Source organism: Hydrotalea flava, from assembly GCF_001623405.1.
Lineage (GTDB): Bacteria > Bacteroidota > Bacteroidia > Chitinophagales > Chitinophagaceae > Hydrotalea > Hydrotalea flava.
This window is the reverse complement of sequence record NZ_LUHG01000093.1, coordinates 41,804-60,133: the sequence shown is the minus strand read 5'-3', so window position 1 is coordinate 60,133 and position 18,330 is coordinate 41,804. Positions and strand designations below refer to the sequence as shown.

The window sequence follows — 18,330 nt, the reverse complement described above, 5'->3', positions numbered from 1 at the left end:
AGGGTAGGCAGAGGTGTATGCGGCAGCAATTTGCGATAACTCCTCAATATGGCTGCGCATTTCTGCTGCGCCCAGTGCACAATTTAAACCCACACTTAAGGGTTGTGCATGCATTACTGAGGTATAAAACGCCTCGAGTGTTTGTCCGCTTAAAGTGCGGCCGCTGGCATCGGTAATGGTACCGCTGATCATAATGGGCAGTTCCGGTTGCTGATGGTCGCGAAAATATTTTTTAATGGCAAATATGGCCGCTTTGGCATTCAGGGTATCGAAAATGGTTTCAATCAGCAATACATCTACGCCGCCATGTACCAAACCTTTTACCTGTTCGTAGTAGGCTTGCATTACCTCATCAAAGGTAACAGCACGAAAACCTGGATTATTAACATCGGGCGAAAGGCTGAGTGTTTTGTTCAGCGGCCCCATGGCACCGGCAACAAAGCGCGGTTTATCGGGGTTTTTAGCAGTAAAATCATCGGCTACAAAACGGGCACATTGTGCGGCTGCAACATTTAATTCATAAGCCAGGGCTTCCATTTTATAATCCGCCATTGCAATGGCCGTACTGCTGAACGTATTGGTTTCAATAATATCTGCACCGGCTTCTAAATATTGCCGATGAATGTTTTTAATAATCTCGGGTTGGGTAATACACAACAAATCATTATTTCCCTTCACATCTACCGGCCAGTCTTTAAATCTTTCGCCGCGGTAATCGGCTTCCTGCAATTGGTGCCGTTGTATCATGGTTCCCATTGCCCCATCGATGATGAGAATGCGTTTTTGTAAACAGTCTTTAATTGATTTCATTTTTGCATCTGTTTTTTTGATACCCGGATAAATATTTTTATAAAGTTTTGCGTGCTGTGCACATGCCATTTCATAACAAACTTTACTTCGATGGTGGAATGTTTGTTGCGGAGCGGTTTGGCTGAGCGGTGTTTTGAACGATGCAGTGTGCGACGCAACGGCAGTTCAATAGCCTTACTGCAGCCGGTAACATAAAAATTTTGAACTGTTGAACGATTGAGTTACTGTGAAGAAAATGCAGCAGCTTTTACCGTTTATTAGTTCAATTTGCACAGGCCGAACAATAAACAAATCCACCTGAATTGCTGCAAAGTTAAGATAAGTAAGCGGGAAAAAATACAAACGGGTGTTAGCAGCAACAGATTATTGATAGGTGCAATTGAATTGAATGGCTACTTTTTTGGCTACCCTGTCGGCATGAATGTTAAAATCGCTCAAAAGCAATGTAAACCTGGCTTTGGCAATAATTTTATTGTTTGCCACTTCGATGGTGCCGGGAACGGTGATGGGTTTTGTAATGCCATGCAGGGTTAAATTACCCTGTACGGTAACAGGATATATTCCGTTTTTCGAAAAATTAACGGATTGGATATTGGTGATATTGCCTTTAAAATCGGAACGCGGATAGGTATTGCTTTGCAGATAATCGCTGTTGAAATGATCCTGCATTTCGGCATATTGGAAAAAGAAACTTTTGATTAACAGACTAAAAGTGATTTGTCCGTTAGTAGTGATACGGCTGGCTACTTCATTATTCACAGCACTTACATCATCATCATTGGTGGCTACAAAACTAATTTGCCCGTTACGGGTAACAAACGATTTTTGCGCCTGAAGACCGGCAATACTTAAAACACAGAAAAGGAATAGAAGGGAAAGTTTAGTATACATGAAGTGATGATTTATACTATTTTATGCATTGTTTGTAGATGGCTGTAATTGATTGAAACATCTATTCTACTAAAATGCCATTGTTCATTACCACATTCATATCGGGGATATAGCCGGTACAAATGCCCTTAAAGTGAACAGAATCGCCAACTTTAATATTAGGAGGCTTATTTTTAAAGGTACAATTAATGGTTACCATTGAATCGGCGGTATTGAAGTCGATAACGGTTTGGCCTTGCTGATTGGTAGCAATTTGTGCAATTCGACCTGTTAATTCAATGACTTTATCTAAATATAGCTGATTGGCCTGTTGCTCATTGTCTTTAAACGCATGATATAATTGTTCTGCAGTAAGGGTCACTGCTTTTTCTTTAGCAACATTTCTGTGTGGTTTATTATACACATACACTACAAAACCGGTAGCAGCAATGGCTACTACTACTACCAGAATTAAAAAATATTTCAATGTTTTTTTCATGTGCGTATTCAATTTTTGAAATTTTTTTAATTACATTATTTTTTTATATATAACCAACAGATGACCTAAATGTTGTACCAATATGCTAGCAACAGTGTAATTGCCTAAAAATAATGAGCTGTAAATTTTAAAAAAAATTATTGTACTACCGTCAGCTAACCTTTAACATATTGTTGTATGGGTAAGCGATTGGCTAAGCTGCGGGCCAAAGTCATTTCATCGGCATATTCCAACTCGCCGCCAAAAGCAATGCCACGGGCAATGGTAGTAATTTTACAGGGTAGGTGCTGTATTTTTTTTTGGATATAATAAATGGTGGTATCGCCCTGAATGGTGGGGTTTAGTGCAAAAATCAACTCTTCGGTATGTTCGGTTTCTAAGCGGTGCACCAATGGCTGTATGGTAAGCTGATCGGGGCCAACCCCATCTAACGGCGATATAATGCCGCCTAACACATGATATGTTCCGTTAAACTGTTGTGTGGTTTCAATAGCTATTACATCGCGAATATTTTCTACTACACATATAACCCCGGCGTTCCGCATAGAATTGGCACAAATACTGCAAATATCGCCATCACTGATATTGAAGCAGCGTTGGCAAAATTTTATTTCGCGGCGCATTTTGGCAATGGTATCGGCAAAAACGGTTACCTCTGTCTCGTTTTGTTTTAATAAATGCAATACTAAACGTAAGGCAGTTTTTTTGCCTATGCCGGGTAATTTGGCAAATTGTGCCACTGCATTTTCTAATAAACTGGAAGGTAACTGCATGGCGCAAAGATAAAGTTTTGCAGTAAGGAACATATTTTGTTGAAGCGTAAAAACAAAAATGGCATTTACAAATTCAATTCATACTCATTATCCCAATTATTTTTCAGCACAATTTTTTTATCGAGATCGAATACAATTTCAGGTTGCAGGTGTTTTTTAAAATTACCGGTATCCCAAATACCATTTTGGTTGGTATCGTAAAGAATACGCAAATCATAATCGCCGGGGCGGTATAATTTTCTGAAAATTTCTTTTGAAGTAATGGGGATTGATTCAGCGATGGTATTGTTTTGGAACATTTGTAATACCGGATGTTTAGCCAAATCGAGATGATTGAAACGGATGCGTAAAGAGCCGTAATCAGATTCGTTTTTAGTAGAAAAGTGAATAGTATCGGCTTTTGCTAATTGAATGTGGTTGGTATCAACCGCCGCATCTTTTTGAAGCAGCAATATAAAATGTTCAGCCTCTTTCCAGGAATAAGTAATACTACAAATGGTTTTGGTACTATCTAACTGAACAGTATAACCTTTTACAGGTTTAAACAAGGTATCTAACAACTCCACTGCAGCAGTGTTGAGCGTATCTAAAGGTGTATTGAATTTAATTTGAAGTGCCGGGTTTAATAAATCCTGTTTACCATTGTCTAAGTTAATGCTAAAACGCAGCCGCTTCTGTTCTTCATTCCGTTCTTTGTTTTTGCTGAGTTTAGCAGCAGGTGGCGCATTGGTTTTAGCTGTTTTTTCTTTTTTCTTTGCGGCCTCAAATGAATAGAATGTAACCATAGGTGTATGCGTACCTACGGCAATATTTGAATCGAGAAAAGCAAACATTTTGGTAGAATCATCGTAACGTTTACTGTAATCATCGGGCAATACATAGGCCGCAAATGTTTTGGCAGGTAAAAAATGAAATACAAAATTGCCTTTACCATTTACACGAGCATAGTATTTAGGTGCATCTTTTACCACGGCCGTATCGTTCAAATTTTCATACAAAACCACAATAAGGGTTGAATCGGTTTTTCCGGTCTCGGCCAGTAATACTTTGCCTCTGAAACTAAACGTATCTAAATGATTACCGGTTGAGAATACATAAATGAAATTTTTAAGAATATTTCCTTCATTTACATCGCGAATAGCATTTCCAAAATTGATGGAATAGGTAGTATTGGGATGGAGTGTATCTTTTAATTTAATGGTTACATTTTTCAAATGATTTTCAATAATGGGGGTACTTTTAGGGTTGGGGGAAACAATTAAATTTTTTTGTACATCTTTTACATCTACATATTCATCGAAAGTTAGCAGAATTTTATTGGCATTAAAATACAACATAGAATCTTTGGGTACGGCGGTTACCAAATGAGGTGGAATGGTATCTCTTGGGCCGCCAGACGGTGGAATAATATTGGCACATCCCGTAAATATAAAGGGAATGAATAAGGCGGCTATGAAGCAACATCCAATTATTTTTTGCATGTAATTATTGTTTTATACAACGAAATGGCAGTTAACCGACAAGCGCAAACTTACGCTTAGAAATGGGTAAAGCCGATTAACAGAATGATAAAATCTATATTTCTTCTTCATTCAGCTCGTGTAAGGCAATGGCCAGGTTATTATCTTTTACAAAATTACACCAATGGCAATCGGCACTGCCGCAGCCAGTATAAAAATCGTGTGCCTGAATTTTTTCCCATACGGTGGTAATTTGTTGTTTTACGGTGGTTACATCTTCGGGTTTTATCACCAGTTTTTGTTTGATGTAATTGTTTTTTTTATCAGGCTCAACAAAATCGAATTCTGTACTAACCACTTCCCAATTTTTGGTGGCATCGTTATCTACCAGAATTTTATAAAAAACGGCTTGTCGCCAGTAGTCACCACCTAATGGATTGTCAGTATTTGGCGGCAGCAATTTAGGTTGTGCTTTTTCAACATTACCGGTTTTATAATCCACTACATTTACCGCTTTCCCATCAAATTCTAATTTATCTAATTTCCCTTTTAGCGGTACCCCATTGATGACAATATTTTTGATGGTATGTTCTACTACTACAATTTTATGCCAGGTTAAAATATTTTCCTGATAATAGTTGGTTAATACCAGTTGGCCATATTCCAATCTACGTTCAAACTGCTCCTGGGTAAAGCTTTCGCGGTGGCGGTGCATATACCATTCAAAATCGGAAATAAATTCTTCCAATGGAGGGAATTGGTTGTTGGGATCTTCCTTCATTTTTTTAAACAATTTTTCCAGTGCATAGTGAACCGCTGAACCAAATTCGGTTGATTCATTTTTAGGTGAAGGAATTCGAATTAAATTTTTATAATAAAACTCCAGCGGACATTTTAAATAATTATTCAATGCCGTAACATTCATTACAAATTTTTCGAGCAGGCGATTGATCACATCGGTTTCTAACTTATCAATTTCAGGTGCAGCAGTATTGGCAAAACTAAGCGCCTGAAAATCGGCGATAGTGGCCGCATCCAAGGTTTTCTTTTCAATGGTTACATCATTGTGCTCCATCATTTCGGCAATAAACATAGAAGGTTCAAGGTATTTGCCATCATTTTTAAATGCCGCATAGCTTACCATTAAATATTGTTCTGCCCGGGTAATTGCTACATAAAATAAGCGGCGCAATTCTTCTTCCTCTTTATGCTTAGGGGTAGAAGCAAAAAGGGTATCGGGAAAACTGTACCCATCACTTTGTTTGCGCTTTTTTTCCCAGAAAGGTGCATTACAACCTGCAAAAAATACATAAGTAAACTCCAGCCCTTTAGAACCGTGGGCTGTTAAAAAGTTAACGCCTTTATCGTTTCCGTTCACCTGTACTAAGGGCAATGGAATTTTTTCGCTTTGCATTAATTGAATGAGAGATACAAATTCTTTTAGTGATAAAAAAGGATTGCGGCGGGTTTCTTCTTTCACAAAATCGAATAAAGCGGTGAGTACCTGCAATGCATAAAACTTATCGGGTTGTTGCATGATGTGTTGTATAATGCCTGTTTCGGAAATTACTTTTTCAAATAAATGTTGCAGGGTAACATTGGGTACAGCAGCAATCAGTTTTTCGATGATGAAAGAAACTTTTTTTAAAGCAAGAAGCAGTGATTCAGTAAATAAATCTTTGGCCGGTGCATTGGCTTTATCGTATAATAATTTTCGAATGGATGTTTTTTTTGCAGTGTATTTCAAATCGGCCACTTCAACAGAGAGTGCTGCAATTTCAATGGGCGGAATTTGAAACCAGTTAAAATGCAAAATTTCAAATAACATTTCATCGCCCCCATAGGGTGCATCGTGTTCAGCAGCTAAATACGCTAATAGCAACAGTATTTTTTTTGCTAAAGGAATAGTGAAAATATTGACATGCTTTTTGGTAAAAACAGGAATATTTTTAACAGTGCAATATTTAGCCAGTTCTTCTCCAAATTTGTGTTCTTTATAAATTACCGCAATCTTTCCGGGTGCAATTCCTTGTTGTAAAAGAGCCTCAATTTGAAGCGTAATACCTATCATTTCTGCGTGTTGATTATTGTACTCTTGCACAACCGGCAATTGTTTCATTTCATTAATGTTAGCATTAGCGGCAGTTAACTCTTTTGATAGGCCCTCTATTTGCTTTACCAAACGCTCTGCATTACGATTAATAATAGATGTAGCTGTATTTAAAATAGGTTGAATGGAACGATAATTTTTTGTGAGCACAATGGTTGCTAAACTATTTTGGTATTGTTGTGCAAACGTGAGCATGTTTTCGATATTAGCACCCTGAAAACGGTAAATACTTTGATCATCATCGCCCACCACAAAAACATTGGGTTCTTCCCAATAATTAATGAGCAATTGTACCAGCTTATTTTGTGTACCGCTGGTATCCTGGTATTCATCTACCAAAATATATAAAAACTGCTCCTGATATTTTAACAATAAACCCGGGTTTTGTTCAAATGCCTGAATTACCCAGTTAATCATATCATCAAAATCGTAGCGGTTGTTATGTTTCATCATTGCCTGAAAACGGTCAAATTCCTGCACGGCAGCACGCAGTTTTTCCATTTTATCTTTTTCTTCCTGTATTTGTTTTTCTTTTAAATCGCCCGGATTATTACGGCCGGTTTTTCTTTTATAAATAAATTCTTCACGATTGGGCAAATCGTTCAAATAAGCATCAATAGCAGAAAGGATATATTCAGGTGTCCACCCTTCTCTTTTCATGGTGCTGAATAATTTCTGCAGGTTTTCTATTTCAAAATATACATCACCTCTATATCGTTTCAGTGGATGGTTTTTTGGGAAAGCATCAATAAGTTGTTTTAGCAGTGCTGTTAATTCCAAATCTGAAATAGGATCGAGTGCTGTTTTTTCAAACATCGATAAATTCTCCTGAATAATATCGTTGCAGAAAGCATGGAAGGTATAAATGTTTACTTTATAAGCATCGGGGCCAATAAAACTCATGAGGCGTTTGCGCATGGCAACAACACCGGCATCAGTATAGGTTAAGCAAAGAATATTTTCGGGAAGTGTATCGGTTTCCAACAAAATTTTTCCAATTCGTGCCGATAAAATCTGCGTTTTACCGGTACCGGGACCGGCAATGACCATAACAGGGCCTTCCAATTTATTGACGGCTTTTTTTTGCTCATCATTTAATTGTTGGTATATTTTTTGAAAATTTTCATTGAGTTGCATATAGGTAGTTATTTTTACATTAATTATGTTCATTTAAAATTCATTGCTAACAAACAAATGTTATGCTATTTATTATGCATATTGTTTTGGATACTATGATGCATCAATTTCTTTTTCAATTAAACGGTATTTATCTTTCACATTTTCACCTGAATAGAAGTCCAGCAAATCTTTTTTAGTTAATGTTCCCTGACTTAAAAACCGTTTTAAATATTCTTGATTAAACTCTATTAAAAGGATTGATTTTTCAAGTTGTTTCAATATTGTTTTGTTATTGTCAATGTTATTCTGTGCATTAACCCCCTAATTTTTGGATTAAATATTGGTAAAGGTTTGACATTTTTGGTTAATAGTGGTAATATTTTTACTGTTTTCCAACAAAGGGCTCACTTCTGTATGTAGGGACATCCGTTCGCCCTTTGTTGGGGTGTTATTTTTATGATACCAGTTATCCCATACACTTTGTGGGGTTTGCATTTTTAGGGAGCCATGTAATCGTTTGGTGTTGTAAACTTTCACATACTGACTAAAATCATATTTATTCCTGACAAAAACTGACAAAAATCATATTTACGGATAATTTCAAAAAGTACTTTTACACCATCCTTAAATGTAAATAAGGTGAAAAAAATAATAGTCATACTGCTTCTCTTTGTTTACTCAGCCAGTGCATTCAGCATTGCTATTAATTCTCACTATTGCCAGGGTCACTTAACAAAAATATCAGTCTTAAATTTTGGTGGGCACAGAGGATGCAATTGCAACCCCAAAGATATGCCGAAGGGATGTTGTAAGGATAAATTGCATTTTACGAAAGTTAATATTCACAAAGGTGCCCAGGTTAACTCTTTATTAGTTGCTGGCATATATTTTGACATTGAGCCTTCTTCTTTATATAATAATTGTTTTATTCCTCTTGATGATGGTTTAAATTTCGGTATTGCTATCAATAAAATTGACCGAAGTTGTTCCCAACCTCCTATATTTCTCCTCAATAGGACTTTCAGAATATGATTCCTTCAAACATCTATCATTTCACGATACTATTGAGATGTTGAGAGGAATCGTATTCCTCAATTGCTGCTTTCTCATATAAAAAACAGTTATTTATCAACGGTATTATCATCCCTTCCTTATGCCAAAAAGGGCATTTTGGAAAGGTGGAAAAAAAGATCAATAATTATTTCTCCATACTTACAATCAAAAGAAATGAAAAAAAAGCATCTTATCCTGATGTTGGTAATCAGCCTGCTGGCTATTACCCGAACTGCTCTTGCACAAAAAGACAGCAGTGGAATTTATAAAACCGCCCGGGATTTTCAGGAAAGAAAATTATCGTATGCAATTAATTATAAAAATGAAAAGCATAAAATAAAAGACGATATTTTGTTCAACGATAAGATAATAGTCATTAAGCACAAAGGCAGTACATACACGCTGCTAAAAAGTGATACGTATGGCTACAGGAATACAAACGGTGAAGAATTCAGGTTTATAAATAATAAACAATATAAAATACTAAACCCAGGCGAATACTTACTTATGTATGTTTACCAGCCTCCTTCATATCCGCCTAAAGCAGCTGCAAAATATGCGCCGACGTATTTTTTTAGTGTAGGGGCATTTTCTCTTCCGCAACCTTTAACCATTATAAATCTAAAAAAAACATTTCCAAACAATCATGCTTTTCACGATATGCTGGATGAAAACTTCAAATCAGATCCAGATCTCATACGCTATGATGATTTTCACAAAATGTACAAGCTAAACCGGATATATAAAAGTATCATGGAGTAATTAGTAGAAAGAGATTATGGAAACCATTCATTTTTATATTAAATACATGTGTTGTAACCGATGCATTGATACAGTTAGGAACCTTTTAAAAAAGGCGGGGTATAAAACGCTTTCAGTGACTTTAGGTGAGGCGGTAATTGCTAAGCATTTAGGTCAGGATGATTTATCTGCAATCAGGGTAGCGTTTAATCAATATGGATTTGATATTGCTGATAAAGAGGAAGACAAACTTGTAGTGAAAATACATTCGCATTTATGCAAATATCTCAATATGGCTGTTACAAAAGAAAGAAAGCAGCACCCCAGGCTTCCTGCTTACCTGCCTGAATTGATGCACTGCAATTATAATTATTTAAGCAAAATTTTTTCTGATGTTACAGGGGTAACTATTGAAAAATATTATACCCGCTTAAAAACAGAGAAGGCCAAAGAACTCATTGTACAAAGAGAGCTATGCCTTGCAGATATTGCTTTGCATTTGGGTTACCGTTCGCAGCAAACATTCAGAACCCGGTTTAGAAAAGAAACAGGGGTATCCCCGGATGAATATAAACTGCAACCCGTTTCGAAAAAAATACAGGGGAAAAAACTGCTGCGCAATATTTTGAACAAACCGGATTTGATAACAAACAAAAGCGAAGAAGCGCTAAAACCAATTTTGATAATCTTACTATAAATTCTTAAATCATTGATTTATGCAAAAAAATACACCTGACAATGAGCGTAGAAAGTTTTTAAAGTCTTCAGTGGCAACTATAACAGCCGGTGTTATTGGGGGTTCGGTAATCAACTCTTTTGTTTCCTGTAATGACAAAGGAGAGACACAAGGAGAAAAAGTGAAAGTGCTTACGCCGGATGGAAAGTTAGTAGAGATAAACAGCACACATTTACAACATGAACACAATGCCCCTCCTGTGAGCAATACTGAAGCGAGAAAAGGAATTCCCGGAAAGAAATTTGTGATGGTGATTGACCTGGCTAAATGCGATGGCTGTGGTGAATGTACCAAAGCCTGTCAGAAAATGCACTTTACCCCACCTGACCGGGAATGGATAAAAGTGTTCACGATGCAGGATAATGAAAAATCAGCGCCTTATTATTTCCCAAAACCATGCTTTCATTGTGATAATCCTCCCTGTACCAAGGTTTGCCCGGTTGATGCAACATTTAAGCGCCAGGATGGCATTGTGCTCATTGATAATGAAAGATGTATCGGGTGCCGGTTTTGCATGGTGGCCTGCCCTTATTCTACCCGCTTTTTTAATTGGGACAGACCCGAAGAATCGGCAGCTGAAAAAATGGTACCATACTCTCCTGAACAAAGTTTTCCCCGTAAAGTTGGTACTGTAGAGAAATGTGATTTTTGCCCTCATGTAATGAGAGAAGGCAAATTGCCCGCTTGTGTAACAGGCTGCCCTATGGGCGCTATTTACATGGGGGATGAAAACGAAAATGCTGTTACAAATAGTGTAGGTGTAACTGTACAGTTAAGCAAATTACTGGAAGATAATGCTGCATACAGGTATTTAGAAGAATTAGGAACAAAACCCAGGGTCTATTATCTGCCCCCAAAAAACAGGAAGTATCCGAAACCAGACATGAATAATGATAAAGAAGGCGAAAAGAAAAATCACAATCATGAGTCAATGAACATGTAAAAAAAATTATATGGAAAAGAAAAATGAACATACTACTGTTACAAATAATAATAATGTAGAGAGTATTGAAAATGACTTTTTAAAACCAATAGGAAAGTACAGCCCACTCAATCGTTTTTGGATTGGATTTCTGCTTATCATCGTAGTATGGGGAGCAGCAATTTACATCCGGCAAATATATTTTGGTTTGGGAACCACTGCCATGCGAAATTATGTATCGTGGGGCCTCTACATTTCCACTTTTGTATTCTTCATTGGAATAAGCCACTCCGGTACATTGGTATCTGCTATTCTCAGGATCACCAATAAAGAATGGAGAAGACCCATAACCCGTTCGGCAGAGCTGCTTACATGGGTGTCGTTACTTTTTGGCGGCATCATGCCTATTATTGATATGGGACGTCCTGACCGGATACCCAATTTAGTAATTTTTGGCAGATTGCAATCCCCTCTCTTATGGGATATTATTTGTATCGGAACTTACTTTGTTGGCAGCTCATTGTTTTTGTATTTACCTATGATACCGGATATTGCTCTTTGCCGCGACCGCTTGTCTGGTAATGCTACCCGCTTAAGAAAATGGATTTACAGAAAACTATCCTTAGGATGGCAAGACACACCCGGCAATTGGAAACGGCTGGAAAAAGGAATGCATGTAATGACCATCATTATTATTCCCATTGCTGTTTCCGTGCATACGGTAGTTGGATACATATTTGCCATGACGCTTCGCCCCGGATGGAACAGCACCGTTTTCGGACCTTACTTTGTAGCAGGAGCCCTTTATTCCGGTTCAGCAGCTGTAGTGCTTATTATGGCGGCCTTCCGCAGGATGTATCATTTGGAAAAATATATCACCAAAAAGCAGTTTAACTACATGGGGCAAATAGTACTGGCCCTAACCCTTATCTATGCCTACTTTAATTTGAACGAGTATGCAGTACCCGCTTATAAGATGGCAAGCTCAGAAGGATTTTTATTGCACGACTTATTTAGTGGTAGTTATTCTTCCGTTTTCTGGATACTTCAATTGGGTACCGTATTAGTACCCGCCATAATCCTTGCCTTCCCTAAAGGGCGAACACCCGTTATGGCAAGCATTGTCTGTATCATTATCGTGATTGGAGCCTGGGTAAAAAGATACATCATCGTCATACCAACCCTTTTACATCCTTACTTACCCATCCAGAAAGTGCCGATAGAATGGTCACAATATTTTCCTAACTGGGTTGAATGGTCTATCACCTTTGGGGCATTAGCAGGTATATTCCTGGTGATAACACTGTTTGCTAAAATTTTCCCCATCGTTTCTATTTGGGAAGTGAAAGAAGGGAGAGAGATTGAAGAAAAGTATGAACAGGTTGATAACGCTATTAAAAATGAGAAAGAAAACGTACAGGTAGCTACATCATAACCGACTAAAAAAATAAAGAAAAATGAAACTTACTTTAAAAAATCAAATTGTATTTAAATCTGCCACGTTCATTTTAGCTGCTGTTTTGATTTGGAGTACTTCGTATACCAGAGACCAGCAGCAACTTGATAAAAAAAAGACAGCCACGGTTGAGCTATCTTTTTATAAAAATGCCGATGGAGACAGGACAATTGTTGCCAATGTATCTACGAAAAATGATAGTGGGAAGCTGGTTTTTGTGCGGGGTGTCAAAATCAATTTTTATACATCCGCATTAGCCGGAAAATCATTTTTAGGGGAAGCTTTAACCAGTGAAGGAGGTAAGGCAAGCATCCATTTTCCAAAAGAAATTTCCACAGATACTTCAGGTGTTACTATTATCGCACGCATTGAAAATGATAAAGGATATGAAGATGCCGAAGCGCAGGCTTCTGTGAAAGATGCCAGGCTGGTTCTTAGTTTATCTGAAGGGGATTCATCCAAATTGATATCCGTTCTTGCAACAGAGATACTGGCTAACGGGAAAGAAAAACCGATACCAAATGTAGAAGTAAACTTTGGCATTCAACGGTTGTTCGGCATAATGCCATTAAGTGATGAAGCAAACGTAACAACAGATGACAGGGGTATGGCAACTTTTAATTTTCCCAAAGAAATAAAAGGAGATGAAAAAGGAAATGTAGTTCTGGTGGCAAGAATAATAGACAATGAAGTATATGGAAATGTGGAAGCCACTTCTATTTCAAAATGGGGGGAACCATTGGTTGTTGAAAAAAATCCCTTTCCCCGTGCACTATGGGAACCAAGAGCTCCTATCATTTTAATTATCTCTTTCAGCATCATTTTCGGTGGCATTTGGTTTACCTACGGATTTGTAATTTATCAGATAACTAAAATTGAAAAGAAAGCATCAGCATAAGAGCAACCAAAGAATAGTACAACTTAATTATTTAACAAATTAAAACAAGAAACATGAAAAACATTTTAAAATACAAGCCACTAACAAAATCTGCTTTTATAAGCGTCATCTTTTTTGCTGTCTGCCTGGTTTTAGCTTCTTTCATCCCGCAACAAAGTGAATGGAAGGCGCCGGAATCTGCAAAAAATATAAAGAACCCCATTCCGGCAAATGCCGCATCTATTGCTGCCGGAAAGGCTATTTACATAAAGGAATGCTTAGAATGCCATGGCAAAAAGGGATTGGGTAATGGACCGAACAGCGCTACACTTGATAAATCTCCCGAAAGTTTCAATACTCTGAAAGTAAAGAATCAGACAGATGGGGAGCTTTTCTGGAAAATTAAAGAAGGGAGAAAGCCAATGCCATCAACCAAAAAATCCCTTACGGATGAACAACGCTGGCAAGTATTGAATTATATCCGAACATTCAGTAAATAATCAGTTTAATAACAAAAAAATAGCGATATGAAACCTAAATTAATAATTATCCTGTTTGCAATTGGCGGATTGATAAACAGTCCCCAAATTTATGCACAACAGTATAACCAGGAGTTAATTGACAGCCTGATAAAAAATAGTACACAGACACAAGTTGCAAAAGCCAGTAAGTTTTTAATATCAGGATTTACAACTTTTAACGGTAAGTTTTCAAATAATCAGTCAACGTTTTCAGATGTTGGGTTTACCCCGATATTATTATGGAAACCGCATGAAAAGATTTTAGTGGAGGTTGAAATGGAAACAGCCATTATGGGTAATGCCACAAATATAGAGCTGGGCTATGCAGATGCTTCTTTCTTTGTGAATAAATATTTAACCATCAGGGCCGGAAAGTTTTTAGCGCCTTTTGGTATTTTTCAGGACAGGCTGCATCCTTCCTGGATTAATAAACTACCAACGGTACCATTAGCCAACGGTGAAGATGAATTGGCTTTTGGCCCTGTATCTGAAATTGGTTTTGATTTTCGGGGAGGGGCTCAAATAGGAGCATCGAAAATTAATTATAGTTTTTTTGTAAGTAATAATGCTGCATTAATAACTGATCCCGCAATACCCTCTAAACAAGGCACACTTAGTTATGGCAATGTAGATGTACAAAGTAAAAAATTGTCGTATGGCGGTCGTGTAGGTCTATTGCCCATAGAAAATTCTTCCCTTGAAATTGGGTTTTCTTACCGATATGGAAATGTAGGGGATACCAGCTACAATTATAAGTCTGTTAAAGCTGCTATGTATGCGGTAGACTTTTCTTATATCAATCCGATAGACATCATTAAAGGTACACTCGATATTAAAGCGCAATGGAATAAGGCGAATATTGATAATGCCAGTTATTTAGATCCTGGTGATCCTACTGGTTCAACTTGGTACACATTTGATAATAAGCGTACCTCTTTTTTTTCGCAGGCGGCTTACCGGCCTACTATGTCTCAAAGCAAATTTTTGAAAAAAACGGAGTTAGTATTCCGGTATGCGGGTTTCAATCCTCCTACAGGTGCGAAAGACCTTCAGGAAATCAGGCAATATACCTATGGAATTAATTATTGGTTTAACTGGCGTACTGCATTCAAAGCAGCCTATCAGTCGGAGAAAAATAACAATGCAATTTTCATCCAGATTGCAGTTGGATTTTAATTCATTTTATAAAAATAAAAATTATGAAACGTAATATATTAATAATTGTATTTGCAATTATCATCACTATGGGTTTAGTGTTTGCCAGTTGTGTATCATCTAAAGTAACTGACAAAAGCGGCAGTCAGCTTTGGGCACAAAATTGCATGAGGTGCCACAACTCGCCACCCAGCTCGGCTTTTACCAATACTCAATGGAACATAATTAGCAGCCACATGCGACAGCGGGCAATGCTAACTGAAACTGAATCAAAAAAAATCCTGGAATTTCTACAGACAGGCGATTAGGATATTTAATATATTTTTTCCGTTGAAAAAACAATGGAGGCAAAAAACAAAATAGATTTAAGCAGAATAAAGGTATGATCGAAATATATCGGGATGTATGAATAAAAATGAAATGAAAATGAAAAACATACTATTTTTTGCCTCCTTTTTATTGGTGCTTTTTATTACACCAATAAAATCCATTGCGCAGGAAAAATTCAACGCAGATTCTACCAAAAAGAAAAGTTCGGATGAGAAAAAATCTTATGGCTTGGCCAGTACCAATTATAACAATAATATTGTTTTTTTAGGGCGCAAGAGTTTTTTAGTGGCTCCTTACTTATCTACATTTGTAGGGTATTATCATAAATCAGGTTTATTTATTAATGGTGGAGCTTCTTACCTGGCAGCTGCCGGGGAAAACAGGTTTGATTTATTTACGCTATCAACCGGCTATGATTACTATTTAAAAAATTTCAGCGCTGGTATTTCCGCAACCAAATATTTTTTTAATACTAAAAGTTATACTGTAAAGTCGGAGCTATCAGGTAATGTGAGCGCCTATATTGACTATGATTTTGATATAGTGGATGTATATATTGATGGTAGCACCTATTTTAGTAACACTACTGACTTCATTTTGGACGCTGCTGTAAGCCATATCTTTTACGCAGTCAACGATAACCTCGCAATTGCTCCTACGGTTTTTCTGAATGCCGGTACACAAAACTATTATAGTAATTATAACAATAACCTACGCTTTGGGCGGCACATGATTGGCGGCGGAGGCTCTTCTACAATGGGAGGAAGTATGGGCGGAGCCGCTTCTTTTTACATGCTAGATTATGAACTGAGTTTACTGGTTAGTTATACACTTAATAAATTCCGTTTTTCCTTTTACCCTGTTTATGCTATACCGGTTAATGCTGCAACAATTGCCAATGGTCCAAATATTTATAAAGAGGATCTTTCCAATAGTTTTTTCTGGTCTCTGGGGGTAAGTTATAAATTTTTATAAACTCCCAAATATATGTTCATCGTATTTAACAAATAGTATAATAATAGTATAATAATAATTAAACTTTACGGCAATGAAAACAAAAAAAATGATTTTAATGATGCTGGCATTAACGGTTTTTATATTTGTAGTTGTCCCTGTAATAGGGCAAAATAAAAGTGTGGCCGATACCACCCAACGAAGTACTGTTATTTACACCTGCACCATGCATCCTGAAATACAATCCAAGCAACCCGGCACCTGCCCGAAATGCGGAATGGAATTAGTAAAAAAATATGAAGCATCAGAAAAAAAACATAAAAAGCATAAGATGAAAATGATGTGCCCGATGATGAAGGGCATGAGTAATGAGAGTAATATGAGTCCCGACAGGTCGGGAGAAAATATGGAGAATAATAAAATAACCAATGATTCTGCCCAATTTTCTAAACCCACTTTAAAAGAAAAGAAGCACAAAATGTCTTCAATGGGGATGGGAATGGGAATAATGATGGCAGGGATGTTGTTTTTTTTAATAAGCCATTAAACAATTATATATTTTGAAATAACTGCAAATAAAATAATAACAGGATAAATATTTCTTTAACATTAAAACATACAATATGAAAAAAATGCTTTTAGTATCAATGTCGCTAATAATGCTAACAGGTACTATTGTTGCGCAAAGCCAACAAGTAGAAGAAAAAAAACAGCAAAATGCTGTAATGAAGAACGAACATTTAGTAATGAAGGATGGAAAAATGTTGCATAACATGGATGGAAAGGAAATGCAGATGCAAAATGATATGACATTGAAAAACGGCACGATCATTAAGCCCGATGGCTCTTACCATTTAAAGAACGGCAAACAGTTGCATCTGCGTGATGGGCAATGTATGGATATGAATGGAAGGAAATACAGGTCCCAGGGAATCATGCAAAGACAAATGCAGGGGAATCATGGGATGAACATGCAGGGGCAAAAAATGCAGTCAGGCGGTCATCGTCAAAATATGAATGGAGGTAGCGGCAGCCATCATCAAAATATGAAGTGAACAGGTGTAGCTATTAAACCAACGTATTGTGCTCGACTATCCTTAGCAAGAACTTCTCTGCAGGCTCTGTTCTATCAAAATTGGTAATGTACTGAAAAATAGTTGGTGATTTTTTAGATTAAAATCCTTTAATTGCATTTGTCAACTAAAAGAGGAAGTAGGTTCTGCTGGAGAGCAACCTGTAAGCAATTAAGTGATACATTACGATAAATAAAAGAAGCTATTTTACATAGTTTCTTTTATTTATCGGGTAGCTTTAATGGCTTAAAAAACTCAAAGATTGGATTTGTTTCTGAAGAATATATACCATTTGATGAAGTTGATTCGATGCTCATTTGTTAACCCTTGATGTAAATATAGGTGATTTTTCAGATGCCCAAAATAAGATTCAATTTCGTTTGTTGTTTTGAGTATTTTTTCATTTTATCGTGGTGAATTATTGGGGTTAAAGGAGCTTGAGCTAAAAAGTGATAAAAGTGCGTTGCAAAGTATCTTTTGATAAGCCGCTTCCCCTTTGCAATGTTTTGTATGTTTGCCTTTCTAATATACATTTTTTGAACCATATAAAACGGTTTTCAATAGTTTGCAACTTGTCATTATTGCTAAATAGAATGCCACAATTTTTGCACTTAAATCGTTGTTTATTCTGTTGTTTACCCCAACCAATTACCGACAAAGATTGACAACTCCAGCAACGTTTTTTTTAGCTTTTTCATAAACAAAAAAAGTTTGGTGAAAGTGTTTTCACCAAACTTCCTTATAATTCAACTCTGTATTGAATTACAGACGATTTTACCAACTATTTTTCAGTATTATACCTCAAAATTATTAACTGACATAATTTATTTTACACTCCCATTGAAACGAACGGACAAATCTATTTCCTTAT

19 protein-coding genes and 1 pseudogene are annotated in these 18,330 nt (G+C 36.8%); 11 read left to right on the top strand and 9 right to left on the bottom strand.

Annotated elements, in window-relative coordinates; translation table 11 throughout:
• The 8 genes from A0F92_RS11185 to A0F92_RS11155 form a co-directional block, all read right to left on the bottom strand.
• Positions 1-810: homocysteine S-methyltransferase family protein (locus A0F92_RS11185; RefSeq protein ID WP_068245899.1), on the bottom strand; the 810-nt coding region annotated here is incomplete at its 3' end.
• Between the two features lie 363 nt (positions 811-1,173).
• Positions 1,174-1,701: a YceI family protein gene (locus tag A0F92_RS11180; RefSeq protein ID WP_068245874.1), complete on the bottom strand. Its 528-nt coding sequence runs from the start codon at positions 1,699-1,701 to the stop codon at positions 1,174-1,176.
• 61 nt (positions 1,702-1,762) lie between these two features.
• Complete coding sequence (locus tag A0F92_RS11175) at positions 1,763-2,179, bottom strand: OB-fold protein (RefSeq protein WP_068245871.1); 417 nt, start codon at positions 2,177-2,179, stop codon at positions 1,763-1,765.
• Positions 2,180-2,334: 155 nt separating this feature from the next.
• Complete coding sequence (recR, locus tag A0F92_RS11170) at positions 2,335-2,952, bottom strand: recombination mediator RecR (protein ID WP_068245896.1); 618 nt, start codon at positions 2,950-2,952, stop codon at positions 2,335-2,337.
• 65 nt (positions 2,953-3,017) lie between these two features.
• Positions 3,018-4,433 (bottom strand): Ig-like domain-containing protein, encoded by a 1,416-nt coding sequence (locus A0F92_RS11165; protein ID WP_068245868.1) that lies wholly within the window; start codon positions 4,431-4,433, stop codon positions 3,018-3,020.
• Positions 4,434-4,527: 94 nt separating this feature from the next.
• On the bottom strand, positions 4,528-7,692 hold the full coding sequence (locus tag A0F92_RS11160) for an ATP-dependent helicase (RefSeq protein WP_068245865.1): 3,165 nt from the start codon (positions 7,690-7,692) through the stop codon (positions 4,528-4,530).
• A gap of 60 nt (positions 7,693-7,752) precedes the next feature.
• Positions 7,753-7,920 (bottom strand): hypothetical protein, encoded by a 168-nt coding sequence (locus tag A0F92_RS15650; protein WP_253810391.1) that lies wholly within the window; start codon positions 7,918-7,920, stop codon positions 7,753-7,755.
• A 54-nt stretch (positions 7,921-7,974) separates the two neighbouring features.
• Positions 7,975-8,220, bottom strand: coding sequence for a hypothetical protein (locus A0F92_RS11155; RefSeq protein ID WP_167517039.1), 246 nt, complete (start codon positions 8,218-8,220; stop codon positions 7,975-7,977).
• Between the two features lie 60 nt (positions 8,221-8,280).
• On the opposite strand from A0F92_RS11155, the gene A0F92_RS16130 reads away from it, so the two are divergent.
• The 11 genes from A0F92_RS16130 (at position 8,281) to A0F92_RS11095 (ending at position 17,441) form a co-directional block, all read left to right on the top strand.
• Positions 8,281-8,673: an HYC_CC_PP family protein gene (locus A0F92_RS16130; RefSeq protein ID WP_449404422.1), complete on the top strand. Its 393-nt coding sequence runs from the start codon at positions 8,281-8,283 to the stop codon at positions 8,671-8,673.
• Positions 8,674-8,868: 195 nt separating this feature from the next.
• Entirely contained in the window at positions 8,869-9,456 is a 588-nt protein-coding gene (locus tag A0F92_RS11145; RefSeq protein WP_068245856.1) for a hypothetical protein, read from the top strand.
• Between the two features lie 115 nt (positions 9,457-9,571).
• A complete protein-coding gene (locus A0F92_RS11140; RefSeq protein WP_068245853.1) occupies positions 9,572-10,132 on the top strand; it encodes a helix-turn-helix transcriptional regulator in 561 nt (186 codons plus the stop codon).
• Between the two features lie 19 nt (positions 10,133-10,151).
• Entirely contained in the window at positions 10,152-11,114 is a 963-nt protein-coding gene (locus tag A0F92_RS11135; RefSeq protein ID WP_068245850.1) for a 4Fe-4S dicluster domain-containing protein, read from the top strand.
• A 10-nt stretch (positions 11,115-11,124) separates the two neighbouring features.
• Positions 11,125-12,528: an NrfD/PsrC family molybdoenzyme membrane anchor subunit gene (gene nrfD, locus A0F92_RS11130; RefSeq protein WP_068245848.1), complete on the top strand. Its 1,404-nt coding sequence runs from the start codon at positions 11,125-11,127 to the stop codon at positions 12,526-12,528.
• Positions 12,529-12,550: 22 nt separating this feature from the next.
• Positions 12,551-13,447: a hypothetical protein gene (locus tag A0F92_RS11125; protein ID WP_068245845.1), complete on the top strand. Its 897-nt coding sequence runs from the start codon at positions 12,551-12,553 to the stop codon at positions 13,445-13,447.
• Positions 13,448-13,500: 53 nt separating this feature from the next.
• Positions 13,501-13,926 (top strand): c-type cytochrome, encoded by a 426-nt coding sequence (locus A0F92_RS11120; RefSeq protein WP_167517038.1) that lies wholly within the window; start codon positions 13,501-13,503, stop codon positions 13,924-13,926.
• A 27-nt stretch (positions 13,927-13,953) separates the two neighbouring features.
• Positions 13,954-15,123, top strand: coding sequence for a hypothetical protein (locus tag A0F92_RS11115; protein WP_068245842.1), 1,170 nt, complete (start codon positions 13,954-13,956; stop codon positions 15,121-15,123).
• 405 nt (positions 15,124-15,528) lie between these two features.
• Positions 15,529-16,407, top strand: coding sequence for a hypothetical protein (locus A0F92_RS11105; protein ID WP_167517037.1), 879 nt, complete (start codon positions 15,529-15,531; stop codon positions 16,405-16,407).
• A 73-nt stretch (positions 16,408-16,480) separates the two neighbouring features.
• Positions 16,481-16,933, top strand: coding sequence for a heavy metal-binding domain-containing protein (locus A0F92_RS11100; protein ID WP_068245832.1), 453 nt, complete (start codon positions 16,481-16,483; stop codon positions 16,931-16,933).
• A gap of 76 nt (positions 16,934-17,009) precedes the next feature.
• A complete protein-coding gene (locus A0F92_RS11095; protein WP_068245827.1) occupies positions 17,010-17,441 on the top strand; it encodes a DUF6799 domain-containing protein in 432 nt (143 codons plus the stop codon).
• Between the two features lie 460 nt (positions 17,442-17,901).
• Here the strand turns inward: A0F92_RS11095 and A0F92_RS16125 are convergent.
• A pseudogene (locus A0F92_RS16125) lies at positions 17,902-18,126 on the bottom strand (IS1/IS1595 family N-terminal zinc-binding domain-containing protein); the annotation flags it as partial.
• Positions 18,127-18,330: the final 204 nt, after the last annotated feature.